Annotated in this window: 11 protein-coding genes and 1 pseudogene; 7 read left to right on the top strand and 5 right to left on the bottom strand. The window is 34.4% G+C overall.

Annotated elements, in window-relative coordinates:
• Positions 1-201: 201 nt before the first annotated feature.
• The 3 genes and pseudogenes from brnQ to HMPREF2658_RS13270 all read right to left on the bottom strand — a co-directional run bounded on the left by brnQ (position 202) and on the right by HMPREF2658_RS13270 (position 4098).
• A complete protein-coding gene (gene brnQ, locus HMPREF2658_RS13280) occupies positions 202-1557 on the bottom strand; it encodes a branched-chain amino acid transport system II carrier protein BrnQ1 (protein ID WP_000728178.1) in 1356 nt (451 codons plus the stop codon).
• 276 nt (positions 1558-1833) lie between these two features.
• Entirely contained in the window at positions 1834-2391 is a 558-nt protein-coding gene (locus HMPREF2658_RS13275) for an isochorismatase family protein (RefSeq protein ID WP_000606760.1), read from the bottom strand.
• Positions 2392-2457: 66 nt separating this feature from the next.
• Positions 2458-4098, bottom strand: a pseudogene (locus HMPREF2658_RS13270) (alpha-keto acid decarboxylase family protein).
• Positions 4099-4289: 191 nt separating this feature from the next.
• Between HMPREF2658_RS13270 and HMPREF2658_RS14475 the strand changes: the two are divergent.
• Positions 4290-4391: a hypothetical protein gene (locus HMPREF2658_RS14475; RefSeq protein WP_000979527.1), complete on the top strand. Its 102-nt coding sequence runs from the start codon at positions 4290-4292 to the stop codon at positions 4389-4391.
• On the opposite strand, the gene ptsG is transcribed toward HMPREF2658_RS14475, so the two are convergent.
• Positions 4370-6415, bottom strand: a complete 2046-nt coding sequence (gene ptsG / locus HMPREF2658_RS13265; protein ID WP_001227717.1) for a glucose-specific PTS transporter subunit IIBC — start codon at positions 6413-6415, stop codon at positions 4370-4372. The two genes, HMPREF2658_RS14475 and ptsG, sit on opposite strands and share 22 nt — an antisense overlap.
• Positions 6416-6999: 584 nt before the next feature.
• Here ptsG and mupG point away from each other — a divergent pair.
• Genes mupG through HMPREF2658_RS13245 form a run of 4 tightly spaced genes read left to right on the top strand, consistent with a single transcriptional unit; the run spans position 7000 to position 11295 of the window.
• Positions 7000-8055, top strand: a complete 1056-nt coding sequence (gene mupG, locus HMPREF2658_RS13260; protein ID WP_000145562.1) for a 6-phospho-N-acetylmuramidase — start codon at positions 7000-7002, stop codon at positions 8053-8055.
• A complete protein-coding gene (murQ, locus tag HMPREF2658_RS13255) occupies positions 8055-8951 on the top strand; it encodes an N-acetylmuramic acid 6-phosphate etherase (RefSeq protein WP_000432007.1) in 897 nt (298 codons plus the stop codon). Before mupG ends, murQ begins: the two co-directional genes overlap by 1 nt.
• Positions 8952-8962: 11 nt before the next feature.
• Entirely contained in the window at positions 8963-10417 is a 1455-nt protein-coding gene (locus tag HMPREF2658_RS13250) for a PTS transporter subunit EIIC (RefSeq protein WP_000159761.1), read from the top strand.
• A 2-nt stretch (positions 10418-10419) separates the two neighbouring features.
• Positions 10420-11295 carry a pentose phosphate pathway transcriptional regulator RpiRB gene (locus HMPREF2658_RS13245; protein ID WP_000181832.1) on the top strand — a complete coding sequence of 292 codons (876 nt, stop codon included), beginning with the start codon at positions 10420-10422 and terminating at the stop codon, positions 11293-11295.
• Between the two features lie 194 nt (positions 11296-11489).
• On the opposite strand, the gene HMPREF2658_RS13240 is transcribed toward HMPREF2658_RS13245, so the two are convergent.
• Positions 11490-11771 carry a hypothetical protein gene (locus tag HMPREF2658_RS13240; RefSeq protein WP_001621749.1) on the bottom strand — a complete coding sequence of 94 codons (282 nt, stop codon included), beginning with the start codon at positions 11769-11771 and terminating at the stop codon, positions 11490-11492.
• Between the two features lie 212 nt (positions 11772-11983).
• On the opposite strand from HMPREF2658_RS13240, the gene HMPREF2658_RS13235 reads away from it, so the two are divergent.
• Positions 11984-14773, top strand: a complete 2790-nt coding sequence (locus tag HMPREF2658_RS13235) for a type I restriction endonuclease subunit R (RefSeq protein WP_000331327.1) — start codon at positions 11984-11986, stop codon at positions 14771-14773.
• A 199-nt stretch (positions 14774-14972) separates the two neighbouring features.
• The gene (locus HMPREF2658_RS13230) at positions 14973-15836 is read left to right on the top strand and encodes a sce7726 family protein (RefSeq protein WP_000370347.1); all 864 of its coding nucleotides are present in this window, start codon (positions 14973-14975) and stop codon (positions 15834-15836) included.
• Positions 15837-15989: the final 153 nt, after the last annotated feature.

Raw genomic sequence — 15989 nt, 5'->3', positions numbered from 1 at the left:
GGGGTGGCTGAGACGGCACCCTAGGAAGGGACCCATCATCAAAAATTCTATTTATAGAATTTTACAGTAATGTGCCAGATGGGCATAGCGAAGCCATTCAATACGAAGTATTGTATAAATAGAGAACAGCAGTAAGATATTTTCTAATTGAAAATTATCTTGCTGCTGTTTTTTAGGGATTTCTGTCCCACTCCCATAGTATTATGCTTGTGGAATTTTACGATGCTTAATTTTATAAATAATGAAGCCGATAATGAAACCAATCAAACTGAGAACAACCCAGCCCATACCAATGTCTGATAATGGTAAATATTTTTGGCTGAAATTAATCAAAGTTTGTGAGAATGATGTGCTTGAAATGAACTCTGGACTAGCTTTTAATCCATCTACTAATGCAGCAATCATTGTAAAGAAAATGGTACATTGATAAATAATTTTTGAATGATGGAATTTGCTACTAAATAATGTTAGTACAATCAAGGCAATTGCTAATGGATATAAGAACATTAACACTGGGACTGAGTACATAATAATCTTAGTTAAGCCAACATTCGCGAATAAGAATGAGATAAAGCTCACAACTGTTGCAATCGCTAGGTAATTCATTTTAGGGAAAAGGTGTTCAAATGTTTCTGAAAATGCCGTAATTAAACCGATAGCTGTTTTTAAACAAGCAACCATAACGATGAGTGATAACAAGACGATACCGTAGTTACCTAAGTAGTATTGCGTAATTTGCGCTAAGGCAATACCACCATTTTCACTAAGTTTGAAATGACCAATACTTAATGTACCCATGATTGCTAGTAGGGTATAAATGATCCCCATCATAATGATACTGATAGTACCAGACTTAATTGTTTCTTTAGCGATATCAGTTGGATTTTCGATACCTAACTTTTTAATCGTTGCAACAATAATGATACCAAATGCCAATGACGCTAGCGCATCTAAGGTATTGTATCCATCTAAAAAGCCGTTAAATAAGGCGTTTGATTGATATTGTTTACTAATAGGTGCATCAGATATGCCACCTAATGGATGGATAAAAGCAAATAATAAAATAATTGCTAATAATACTAAGAATACCGGATTTAAAAATTTACCGATATATTCTAAAATTCTTGATGGCTTTCTCGCAAAAAACCATGCAATCACAAAGAAGACAAAGCTAAAAATAAATAAATATAAAGTAATTTGCTTTGGTGATAAAAATGGCGAAAATGCAATTTCAAATGATGTCGTTGCCAGTCTAGGTAAAGCGAAAAATGGCCCAATAACTAGATATAAGGCAATCGTGAAAATGTAAGCATATGTTTTATTAACACGTGATGCAATTTCAAATAAACCAGATGTCTTTGAAATGCCAATAGCAATGATACCTAAAAACGGTAAGCCAATTGCTGTAATTAAAAATCCTAAGTTAGCGATAAAAACGTTAGAACCAGCAGCTTGACCCAAGTGTATTGGGAAGATTAAATTGCCGGCACCAAAGAATAAACCAAATAACATAGAACCTATAAACATGTTTTCTTTAAATGTTAGTTTCTTCTTCATATATGTATTTGTTCTCCTTTTTAGAACTTATAAAAATCTACTTAATTAAGATAATATCAAAAATTAAACCTAAAGTGATACATAATTTTGTAATAAATACTAAATTTTTTGAAAATTCCGGAATAAATACTGTTTTTATGTAGTAAGGGAATAGGTTAAGAATGGTTTAACAGATATAGAATATGTTTATATAGTGGAGGTTAGACAACCCGACGTATTAATACATTGTGAAATAAAGATACCCCCTTCAATATAATCGAAGGGGGAAGTGTATGTTTAGTTCAATATGTTTAGCAAGTCGTTTGTGGTTATGGTTTGTCCCATCAATGGGAATACATAATCTATTGGGAATTGATGTAGCGTTTCGTTTTGAGCGCTCATCATATCTGTAACAAAATACTGATTGTAGTTTAATTGATAGGCATCTCGCGCTGTCGTATCTACACCAATATGCGTTGCGACACCACCAAGAACAATCGTATCAATTCCTCGACGTCGCAATTGTAAGTCTAAATCTGTTCCTACAAATGCACTAAAATGTCGTTTGTCTATGACAAAATCGTCATCTCTTTTGTCTAGTAAATAATGGAAATGGCTGTAGTCATCGCCTTCTTTTGCTGGTAATGAGATCATTGCATTTGGTTGCAATGCATCTTTACCATCATAGAAATTCACGCGAACAAACGCGATAAAGCCATTGTTTTTTCTAAAAGCTTCAATTAACTTGTTAGCATTTTGAACAACATTTTCAGCTGTATGTGGCGCATAATCCATTTTAAGAATACCTTGTTGCAGGTCGATTAACACTAAAGCGGTTTTATCAAAATTAATCATCTTATATCAAAGTCCTTTTCATTTAATAATATATCTGTTAAAGCTTATACCCTGTATACGATGAAATTATTTATTTTGTTGCGAAAAAGCTTTAGCAATATCGATGAGTTTCTTTGGTGCGTCTTCGACAGACATTTTGACTTCGACAAAATGCATCACATCGGGATGACCATTAATTGCATTAAATACCTCTTGTAAATCTTTTGATGATTCAACGTCATGAATTTCAACATTTTTACCACCAAATACAGCTGGTAAAGCTTTATAATCCCACATATGAATTTCATTATAAGGTTCATACATGCCGTGAATAAGTCGTTCTACCGTATAGCCGTCATTATTAATCACAAATAATACCGGTTTAATATGCTGTCTAATCATAGTTGAAATAGCTTGAACAGTTAGTTGCAATGAGCCATCACCAATTAATAATAAGTTACGACGATCTTTGTCTGCTAATTGTTAACCTAATGTTGCAGGTAATGTATAGCCGATAGAACCCCATAACGGTTGCCCTATAAAAGTATTGTTTTTGTATAATGCTAAATCATAAGCACCAAAGAATGATGTACCTTGATCAGCAATAATGACATCATTTGGTTTTAAGAAATTTTGCATCATTTTAAAATAAGTTTGTTGTGTTAATGGTTCTGTGCCAACAGTATAATCGGGTGATGTTGGACGATGATAAGCAGGGAACGATGCGTTATTCGTATATGATATATCGGTCAATTGTTGTAGTAATGATGGTAGAGATATTTCATCATTTGTAACATCATCAATTTTGATATTGTGGTGATTTAGCATAACGACATCGTCGATATTGAATTGGTATGAAAATCCTGCTGTTGCTGAATCTGTTAATTTGGCTCCAATATTTAAAATTAAATCGCTGTTGTCCACATAATCGCGTATTTTATCTTCGGCAATTTTCCCATCGTATATACCCATATAATATGGATTTTCCTCATTAAAAGCACCTTTTCCTAATGAAAGTTGTGCTACTGGTATCTGTGTTTGATTTACAAAATCTTCTAATTCTTGATGGAGGTGAAAACTGTTAATTTCATGTCCAGTAATGATGATAGGCTGCTTCGATTGATGCAATTTAGATGCTAATAACTCTATATATGTTGATGCATCAGTATCTTTGGCTGTCGTCACTTCGAATGGTGTTGGTATCTCAATTTCAGAGATTGCGACATCGATCGGTAAATGTAAATGAACTGGGCGTCTTTCGGCGATTGCTGTATTAATTAAACGTGGTATTTCGGTTGTTGCATTTTCAGGTGTGATATAACCTTGTGCAACGGTTATATGCGCAAACATTTTTCGGTAGTCGTCAAATGTACCTTCACCAAGTGAGTGATGTACATATTTACCGGCTTGTTCAACAGCACGTGTCGGCGCACCTGTAATCGCAATGACAGGTATACGTTCAGCATACGAACCTGCGATACCGTTGACGGCACTTAATTCGCCAACACCAAATGTAGTAACTAATGCAGCGAGTCCATTAAGACGGGCATAACCGTCCGCTGCGTAACTTGCGTTTAATTCATTTGTATTTCCTACCCAATCTACATTGGGATTACTGATAATATCGTCTAGAAAAGCGAGATTAAAATCACCAGGAACACCAAAAATTTTATCGACGCCTGCTCGATGAATAGCGTCAATTAAGTAAGCTCCAATGCGTTGTTTCATAAAAAAACCACCTTTTCTCTATATTTACACTTAAAATGATAGCCTCGAATATAGTGTAAGGTCAAGGAAGTTGACTTTGTTGTGAAAACGCTAACAATAGTGAGCAATTAATATTTTTTAGGAAATGAGTATGAAGGGGGATTTAATTGATGATCTTAAAATTCAAAATTTAAGGGGAGAGCGAACTATCAATGATGCTGCAAAACACAATAGCAATGAAAAAACAGGCGCGTCACCTTATGAAGGTATACGCACCTGTTTATAGTAAGCATTATTTAGCTTCAAATAATTGATCGCCAAATGAAATGTTGCCATGTTCACCTTGTTTAAAATCAAGGTTTGTAATGTTTCCTTGTGTAACGATAATAGGCGTAATATCACTCTTTGCATGATTGCGGATGTAGTCTAAATCAAAGTTGATTAATAAATCACCTTGTTTAACTTCTTGACCTTCCTCAACATGTAAAGTAAAGCCTTCTCCGTTTAATTTAACAGTGTCTAAACCGATGTGGATTAATAGTTCTAAACCACTATCTGATACAAGACCAATTGCATGTTTTGTTGGGAAAATCATTTGTACTTTACCGTTGAATGGTGCACGAACGTCACCTTGTGAAGGTTTAATAGCGATACCGTCACCCATCATTTTTTCGCTGAACACTTGATCAGGCACTTCTGATAATGGTGTTACTTCACCAGTTAATGGTGCATGAACGATATGGCTCAATTCGCTTGTTGCAGATGTATCTTCTGCAACAACAACAGTTTCGTCTTTATCGTCTTCCATCGTAGTAGGGTTTTCTACTACTTGACCATTCATAATCTGTTGCATTTCATGTTTGATTTGGTCAGATTTAGGACCAAAAATTGCTTGCATATTATTGCCGACTTCTAATACACCAGATGCGCCTAAATCTTTCAAACCAGGAACATCAACTTTAGATTTGTCGTTAACTTCAACACGTAGACGTGTGATACAAGCGTCTAAATGTTTAATGTTTGCTTTGCCACCCATAGCTTCTAATACTGCATATGGTAATTCAGTTGCTGAAGCAGTAGCCGCTTGTGATTGTTTATCTTCACGACCTGGTGTTTTGTATTTTAATTTTACAATTAGGAATCGGAATACGAAGTAGTAAATAACTGCGTATACAAGACCTACAGGAATGACTAACCACCATTGTGTCTTATTAGGTAGTATACCGAGTAAGAAGTAGTCGATGAAACCACCTGAGAATGTATAACCTAGATGAAGATCTAATAAGTACAATGTTAAGAATGATAAACCATCAAGTACTGCGTGAATAAAGAATAATAATGGTGCTACGAATAAGAATGAGAATTCTAAAGGTTCTGTAATACCAGTTAAGAATGATGTTAAAGCAGCAGAACCCATTAAACCGGCTACTACTTTCTTGTTTTCAGGTTTAGCTGTGTGATAAATTGCTAAAGCTGCTGCAGGTAAACCGAACATCATAACAGGGAATTCACCTTGCATGAATTTACCAGCTGTTAAATGTGCACCTTCACGAATTTGTTCGATAAAGATACGTTGGTCACCGTGAATAATTTCACCAGCTGCATTTTTCCATGAACCAAACTCGAACCAGAACGGTGCGTGGAAAATGTGATGTAGACCGAATGGAATTAATAAACGCTTGATGAAACCAAATAAGAATACGGCAACACCAGTATTTGAATCTAATAATCCTGTACTGAATGCATTTAATCCTGATTGAATCGTTGGCCAAATTAATGCCATTGGGAATGCTAAAATAAATGATGTTGTAGCCATCATAATAGGTACGAAACGCTTACCAGCGAAGAAACCTAAATAAGATGGTAAGTTAATGTTATAGAACTTGTTATAACACCAAGCTGCCAGAGCCCCGATTATAATACCGCCGAACACACCTGTTTGTAATGTTGGGATACCTAAAATGCTAGCGTAACCACTCGCTGGATCACCAATGTTCTTAGGTGTTACTTGTAAAAAGTCACCCATTGTTTTGTTCATGATTATGTAACCGACGAATGCTGCGATAGCTGCTACACCATCACCGCCAGCTAATCCGATTGCGACACCTAATGCGAAAATCATAGGCAAGTTATCAAAAATGATACCACCAGCACCTGTCATTAATTTAGCGACAGTTTGTACGCCACCATTTTGTATAAACGGCAAGTAGTGTTGTAATGCTTCACCTTGCATAGCTGTACCGATAGCTAATAACAGACCCGCTGCTGGTAAAATCGCAACAGGTAACATTAGTGCCTTACCAATACGTTGCAATTGACCGAAAAGTTTCTTCCTCACTTGTCCAACCTCCAAAGTTGTAGTTATTATTTAAGATTCAATAAAAAAGACACGAGCAAATAGACTGTGTTGGTAACCATCACAGCTTAATTTAACTCATGCCTAATCTTACTTAGTAACACGTTGGTGTATGTAATTAATGTAAAAGAAGCAATTGACTAAGTAGTATATAAAACTGATACGTTAGTTTATCTAGCTTACCATCACATCTTATTGAATCTTATTTGTTTGCGACTCCTATTTTAGCATGGTGAAGTATGCGTTTTCAATACAATTATTAAATTCAATTTCAAATCTCTTAATTGTTCACAAATTATTATTAAAATATAATATAAGATAATCCTGAATAAAATGTATAAAAGTTGTTGCAACAATTCAGCAGTAGCAACTGTTTTCGAGCGTTAAATGATAAGAAAAATATGTCGTTTTAAAAAATTAACTTGTGACAGAAATATGTAAGATTATTACAATGAATAGGCTTTAACTGATTAATATTGTAATGTGTTTTCTCTTATAGTAAAATGTAAGCGATTACACAACTCAACTATATTTTCCTAATAATTATATTGTTAAGGAGGGCTACTTTGACAGGCTTTTCAGTGTATTTAGGACAACCTTTAGATGAAGCGTATATTAAGCGAATGATTAAACAAGGTTACCAAATGATTTTTACATCTGTACAAATACCAGAAGAAGATGACGAGACAAAATATCATTATTTCACAAAACTACTCAATTTATTAAAACATGAACAAGTGACTTACCTCATAGATGCTAATCCATCTATATTAACACCATCTTTTTATGAGCATCTTCGACAATATGATGCACAATTTATGATTCGTATCGATCATAGTACATCAATTGAGGCAATCGAAGCGATAATGGCACAGGGTTTAAAGTGCTGTTTGAATGCAAGTATTATTTCCCGGGAATTGTTAACAAGCTTACATCAACAATTGAATGATTTTACATTACTTTCATTTTGTCATAACTATTATCCAAGACCAGATACGGGATTATCTGTTGACTTGGTCAATAAGAAAAATGAACTCATTTATCAATTTAATCCAAAGGCACAAATATATGGTTTTATTGTAGGGAGTGGTTTGCGAGGTCCTTTGCATAAAGGCTTGCCAACAATTGAAGCAACGAGACATAGTCATCCTGTCGTTGCAGCTAAATTATTACAAGAAACTGGTGTATCTGAAGTGTTAGTTGGAGACGCATTGATTGAAATGAGGCAGGCAAAACAACTTATAGATTTTTGCAAGCATAGGCATTTCACGTTATGTATTGAAGAAGTGTTTGATACGACAGTGACTTACCTTTTCGATATGTGTCATAAAGTACGTCCGGATAATCCGGAAAATGTCATTCGTTCGGAAACATCAAGACAAATATGTCCACATTCGATACAACCACAGTTTACAACGCAACGACGCATTGGTTCAGTAACCGTTGATAATTTGAATAACGGACGTTATCAAGGTGAAATGCAAATTGTGAGACAAACGCTTAGTGCACATGACAATGTGAATGTTGTTGCACAAATTATTAAAGAAGACTTACCACTGTTAAGCTGTATCGAGCCGAATGATACATTTGATTTTCAAAAAACTAGGGAGTGTAAGAAGTGATGGAAAATAGTACGACCGAAGCGCGTAATGAAGCGACGATGCATCTTGATGAAATGACTGTGGAAGAGGCTTTAATTACGATGAATAAAGAAGATCAGCAAGTCCCGTTAGCAGTTCAAAAGGCAATACCACAATTGACAAAAGTAATTAAAAAAACAATTGCACAGTATAAAAAAGGTGGACGATTGATCTATATCGGTGCAGGTACAAGTGGACGATTGGGTGTCTTAGATGCAGCGGAGTGTGTACCTACATTCAATACTGATCCTCATGAAATTATAGGTATTATTGCTGGTGGACAACATGCTATGACGATGGCTGTAGAAGGTGCGGAAGATCACAAAAAATTAGCGGAAGAAGATTTGAAAAATATAGATTTAACATCAAAAGATGTCGTTATAGGAATTGCCGCGAGTGGCAAAACGCCATATGTTATAGGCGGTTTAACATTTGCTAACACAATCGGTGCTACAACAGTATCTATTTCATGCAATGAACATGCAGTTATAAGTGAAATTGCGCAGTATCCAGTAGAAGTTAAAGTTGGTCCAGAAGTATTAACTGGTTCAACGCGTTTAAAGTCTGGTACAGCACAAAAATTAATTTTAAATATGATTTCAACCATAACAATGGTTGGTGTCGGAAAAGTTTACGATAACCTCATGATTGATGTTAAAGCAACCAATCAAAAACTGATCGACCGTTCAGTGCGTATTATTCAAGAAATATGTGCTATCACATATGATGAAGCAATGGCGTTATATCAGGTATCTGAGCATGATGTGAAAGTTGCGACAGTTATGGGTATGTGTGGCATTTCTAAGGAAGAAGCAACAAGACGGTTATTAAACAATGGTGACATTGTTAAACGAGCAATCAGAGATAGACAACCTTAGGAGGGATTTAAATGACCAAAGAACAACAACTTGCAGAACGAATTATTGCTGCAGTAGGTGGTATGGATAATATAGATAGTGTCATGAACTGTATGACACGTGTGCGTATTAAAGTATTAGATGAGAATAAAGTAGATGACCAAGAACTAAGGCACATTGATGGTGTCATGGGTGTTATACACGATGAACGCATTCAAGTTGTGGTTGGACCTGGTACAGTCAATAAAGTGGCTAATCATATGGCGGAATTAAGTGGTGTTAAACTAGGTGACCGAATACCACACAATCACAATGATAGTGAAAAAATGGACTATAAATCATATGCAGCTGATAAAGCAAAGGCGAATAAAGAAGCACATAAAGCAAAACAAAAGAATGGTAAGTTGAATAAAGTATTGAAATCAATTGCCAATATCTTTATACCGTTGATTCCTGCATTTATTGGAGCTGGATTAATTGGTGGTATTGCAGCAGTACTGAGTAACTTAATGGTGGCAGGCTACATTTCAGGTGCTTGGATTACGCAACTTATAACAGTATTTAATGTCATTAAAGACGGTATGTTAGCATACTTAGCTATTTTCACTGGTATTAATGCGGCTAAAGAATTTGGTGCGACACCAGGACTTGGTGGCGTGATTGGTGGTACAACGTTATTAACGGGTATTGCTGGTAAAAATATTTTAATGAATGTCTTCACTGGAGAACCATTGCAACCTGGACAAGGTGGAATTATTGGCGTTATTTTTGCCGTTTGGATTTTAAGTATTGTCGAAAAGAGATTGCATAAAATTGTGCCAAATGCGATTGATATTATTGTAACGCCGACTATTGCATTGTTGATTGTAGGACTATTAACTATCTTTATCTTTATGCCATTAGCAGGTTTTGTTTCAGACAGTTTAGTTTCAGTAGTTAACGGAATTATTAGTATTGGTGGCGTATTTAGTGGATTTATCATTGGTGCAAGCTTCCTACCGTTAGTTATGTTAGGGCTTCATCATATTTTTACGCCAATTCATATAGAAATGATTAACCAATCTGGTGCTACTTACTTATTGCCAATAGCAGCGATGGCTGGTGCTGGACAAGTAGGTGCCGCATTAGCACTTTGGGTAAGATGTAAACGCAACACAACATTACGTAATACTTTAAAAGGTGCATTGCCAGTTGGTTTCCTAGGTATCGGAGAACCATTAATCTATGGTGTGACTTTGCCATTAGGTCGACCTTTCTTAACTGCTTGTATTGGCGGTGGTATTGGTGGCGCTGTAATAGGTGGAATTGGACATATTGGTGCCAAAGCAATAGGCCCAAGTGGTGTGTCACTATTACCATTAATCTCAGATAATATGTATTTAGGTTATATTGCAGGGTTACTTGCTGCGTATGCTGGTGGATTCGTTTGTACATATTTATTTGGAACAACAAAGGCGATGCGACAGACAGATTTGTTGGGTGATTAATGATGACAAATATTTTATATCGCATTGATAAGCAGTTGAGTGATTTTACGAAGACAGAAAAGATAATCGCTGATTACATTTTAAAGAATCCACATAAAATCATTGATATGACTGTGAATGATTTAGCAGATGTTACGAATGTTAGTACAGCATCAATTGTTAGATTTAGTCGGAAAATGACACATCAAGGTTTTCAAGAGCTAAAGATTGCGATATCTCGATACTTACCCGAAGATATTGCAACCAATCCACATTTAGAATTGATTGAAAATGAATCTGTAGAAACTTTGAAAAATAAAATGATTGCTAGAGCAACCAATACGATGCGATTTGTAGCTACTAATATCATGGATGCGCAAATTGATGCAATTTGTGATGTGTTGAAAAATGCCAGGACAATATTTTTATTTGGATTTGGCGCATCGAGTTTGACTATTGGTGATCTTTTTCAAAAGTTATCTCGTATTGGCTTAAATGTCAGATTATTACATGAAACGCATTTACTTGTGTCAACATTTGCGACGCATGATGATAGAGATTGCATGATTTTTGTGACGAATCAAGGTAGTCATAGTGAATTGCAGTCAATTGCACAGGTGGCCACACATTACAGTATTCCCATCATAACTATATCTAGTACAGCTAATAATCCAGTGGCCCAAATTGCAGACTATGCATTGATTTATGGCAGAACTGATGAAAATGAAATGCGTATGGCGGCTACAACGTCACTATTTGCACAGTTATTCACAGTAGATATATTGTACTATCGATTTGTAGCATTAAATTATCATGCGATTCTAGATTGTATAACCCAATCGAAAATGGCACTTGATAATTACAGGAAGCATCTTGCGACGATAGATTTTAAACATTAGATATTGTGTGTGTTCTAATATAAAGTTAGTTGCAACGTAAACAATTGAAGTTTTTGATGTGATTCAGTTGCTTGATGAAAAATTGTTGATACAAGTTTGTAAAACTGGCATAGAGGCTATTTTGAAAATGATAAAGGCGTGACAAATTAAAGCAAAGTTCAGATTTGAGCTTTGCTTTTTTCATAGTATAGAAATTAAATGCTGAAGAATAATTTTAATGCTAAATGAACTAATACGAAGGTGCTAAAAGTAATTATTATCAAATTAGTGATATGAATGAAATGTTTAAATCGTTTGCGTTGATTGTATTCGGGACTTTTATAGAGTAGGTAGTAGTACATAAAGAGTATGGCTGCGAACATGCCGAATATTGAAGTGAAGTTACCTACAGTGACTGCCATGAAATGATTTAATGTTAAATAATAACTTAGACTGATAATTAAAAATAAAATAATTTGATAGGCAATTAACACCATTCAAGTCCCTCCATTAATCGTAGGCAAAAAATTTATCAATGATTTGATTATTTATATTCAAATTTTAGTATACGACTTACCTCAAAGACAAATATTAAAAGATAAGACAATAAAATTAGAATAAATTTACGTTTGAAGATAAAAAACAAACATTTTTCATTAAAGTTTATGATATATTTAGAGCAATAGAAAGTGTGTGGAAGGGGATATGAATGGCATACCAAAGTGAATACGCATTAGAAAATGAAATGATGAATCAACTTGAACAATTGGGTTACGAAAGGGTATCGATACGTGATAATAAGCAATTGCTTGATAATTTCAGAACGATTTTAAATGAGCGTCATGCGGACAAATTAGAAGGCAATCCCTTAACAGATAAAGAGTTTCAACGTCTGTTAACGATGATTGATGGGAAAAGTATTTTCGAGAGTGCCCGTATTTTACGTGATAAATTACCACTTAGACGTGATGATGAGTCTGAGATTTATTTGTCGTTTTTAGATACGAAAAGTTGGTGTAAAAATAAGTTTCAAGTGACGAATCAAGTATCTGTCGAAGATACATATAAAGCACGTTATGATGTAACGATATTAATCAACGGACTACCCCTTGTCCAAGTTGAATTGAAACGTCGAGGTATTGATATTAATGAGGCGTTTAACCAAGTAAAACGTTACCGTAAACAAAATTACACAGGCTTATTCCGCTACATACAAATGTTTATCATTAGTAATGGTGTTGAAACGCGATACTTTTCTAATAATGATAGCGAACTATTGAAGAGTCACATGTTTTATTGGAGTGATAAACAGAATAACCGAATCAATACATTGCAATCGTTTGCTGAGTCGTTTATGAGACCTTGTCAATTAGCTAAGATGATATCGCGCTATATGATTATTAATGAAACAGATAGAATACTGATGGCAATGCGCCCGTATCAAGTGTATGCGGTAGAAGCACTAATTCAACAAGCGACTGAGACAGGGAATAATGGATATGTATGGCATACAACTGGAAGTGGTAAGACATTGACTTCTTTTAAAGCGAGTCAGATTTTATCACAACAAGATGACATTAAGAAAGTTATCTTTTTGGTTGACCGTAAAGACTTGGATAGTCAAACAGAAGAGGAATTTAATAAATTTGCTAAGGGTGCTGTCGACAAAACTTTTAATACCTCGCAACTGGTACGCCAACTAAATGATAAAAGTTTGCCACTTATTGTAACGACAATTCAAAAAATGGCTAAAGCGATTCAAGGTAATGCCCATTTATTAGAACAGTATAAAACGAATAAAGTTGTATTTATTATTGATGAGTGTCATCGCAGTCAATTTGGTGACATGCATCGTCTAGTTAAACAACATTTCAAAAATGCCCAATATTTTGGATTCACTGGTACGCCACGTTTCCCAGAAAATAGTAGTCAAGATGGTAGAACAACTGCAGATATTTTCGGTAGATGCTTACATACGTATTTAATTAGAGATGCCATTCATGATGGTAATGTACTTGGTTTCTCAGTTGACTATATTAATACTTTTAAAAATAAAGCTTTAAAAGCAGAAGATAACAGCATGGTTGAAGCAATTGATACGGAAGAAGTATGGTTAGCGGATAAACGTGTGGAATTAGTAACACGACATATCATCAATAATCATGATAAATATACACGTAATCGTCAATATTCAAGTATATTTACAGTTCAAAGTATTCACGCGCTTATTAAATATTATGAGACATTTAAGCGACTTAACAAAAAGTTGGAACAACCATTAACGGTAGCTGGTATATTTACTTTTAAACCTAATGAAGATGATCGTGATGGTGAAGTGCCATATCATTCACGTGAAAAATTAGAGATAATGATTAGTGATTATAATAAAAAGTTCGAGACGAATTTTTCAACAGACACGACTAATGAGTATTTTAATCATATTTCAAAAAACGTTAAAAAGGGCGTTAAAGATAGTAAAATTGATATCTTAATCGTTGTTAATATGTTCTTAACTGGTTTTGATAGTAAAGTACTGAACACTTTATATGTTGATAAGAATTTAATGTATCATGATTTAATTCAAGCGTATTCACGTACAAATAGGGTTGAAAAAGAATCAAAGCCATTTGGTAAAATTGTAAACTATCGTGACTTGAAAAAAGAGACAGACGATGCACTGAGAGTATTCTCACAAACAAATGATACGGATACAATTTTAATGCGTAGTTATGAAGAGTATAAAAAAGAATTTATGGACGCTTATCGTGAGCTTAAAATGATTGTGCCGACACCACACATGGTTGATGACATTCAAGATGAAGAAGAGCTAAAGCGCTTTGTTGAAGCTTATCGTTTATTAGCTAAAATAATATTACGTTTAAAAGCATTTGATGAGTTTGAGTTTACAATTGATGAAATTGGAATGGATGAACAAGAGAATGAAGACTATAAAAGTAAATATTTAGCCGTGTACGATCAAGTAAAAAGAGCGACGGCTGAGAAAAATAAAGTATCCATTTTAAATGATATTGATTTCGAAATAGAAATGATGCGTAATGATACGATTAATGTGAATTATATTATGAATATATTGAGACAAATTGATCTTGAAGACAAAGCGGAACAACGTCGTAACCAAGAACAAATTAGACGTATTTTAGATCATGCAGATGATCCGACATTGAGGTTAAAACGAGATTTAATTAGAGAATTCATCGACAATGTTGTACCTTCTTTAAATAAGGATGATGATATCGATCAAGAATATGTTAATTTCGAAAGTATTAAAAAAGAAGCGGAGTTCAAAGGCTTTGCTGGAGAGAGATCTATCGATGAACAAGCCCTAAAAACAATTTCAAATGACTACCAGTATAGTGGTGTAGTAAACCCACATCACCTTAAAAAAATGATTGGTGATTTGCCATTGAGAGAAAAACGTAAAGCAAGAAAAGCCATTGAATCTTTCGTGGCAGAAACAACTGAAAAATACGGTGTGTAATGATTCAGCCCCCTCGCTAGATTAGTGTAGGGGGCATTATTATTTCATTAGAAAAGGCTCATGTGTTTGGCAATCATCACTTGGTTTCAATACAATTTTATCATCGTATGTGTATAGAAATAATGTCTATAGGCATTTAAAATAGTTTATAATATTAACAGGATAAGTATTAAATGTATGTTGAAGGAGGTGCGTAGCTATGGATAATAGAAATATGATTAATCGTGTTTTTAGTCAAAAGATATTACATCAAATTGCAATCAAAAATAAAAGTGATGTTGTTGATGAGGCATATGATTTTTATATACAGGGACCTAAAAATATCAATGTAATACAGAAGATGAAATCTTTATATAATTATCTTAAAAAGTCTTATCGTAACGAATATTTTTACAAAAACACAATGCTTAATAAACTCCTTCTAGGACGACATTCTGTTAATACAACTACTGCACTTTCTGAGATGCCCATAGGGAAAAGTATTGCTGATTTTATATTGTTAAACGGCAAAGGTGTTGTCTATGAGATTAAAACAGAATTAGATAAGTTGGATAGATTAGATAATCAAATTAATGATTATTATGAAGTGTTTAATTATGTCGTAGTCATTACAAATGACAAACATCTGAATAAAGTTATGGCTAGATACAAAGATACAACAGTTGGAATTTTAGTGTTAACTTCTAGAAATACACTGAGTGAAGTTCAAAAACCTAAAGAAAACAATAGTCTCTTAAACACAAAAGCGATGTACAACTTTTTACGAAAAGAAGAAAGAAAAAGAGTTATTGCACAAAATCATATGGATGTGCCAACTTATAATGATTTCACAGAGTATGATGTGTTATTTGACGTGTTTAAAGAAATACCAATGACGAAACTGCATAACAATATGATTTCTGAGTTGAAAAAAAGAGGCAACATGAAAGAATACAAAGATGAATTTTTAGCAGCTCCGACTGAAATTAAGTTCTTGTTATATTTCGCAAAAATGACAAAGAAAGATAAAAATAAACTATATCATTTTCTTAAGGATGCAAATAATCCCCCGCACTTTATATAGTGGCGGGGGATTTATTCTGGCGTCAAAATACCCAAAGTATGGGTGTGACTCTTAAATCATGGCAAAGCATCTAACACTTGATATGGTGCCGAGCCCTAACTTAGCACAATATAGTTAGTATGACAAAGACATCTAACATAACACATCAGAAGT

It is taken from the genome of Staphylococcus sp. HMSC062H10 (assembly GCF_001836945.1).
Classification (GTDB): Bacteria; Bacillota; Bacilli; order Staphylococcales; family Staphylococcaceae; genus Staphylococcus; species Staphylococcus aureus.
This window is presented reverse-complemented; position numbering and strand designations above follow the sequence as displayed.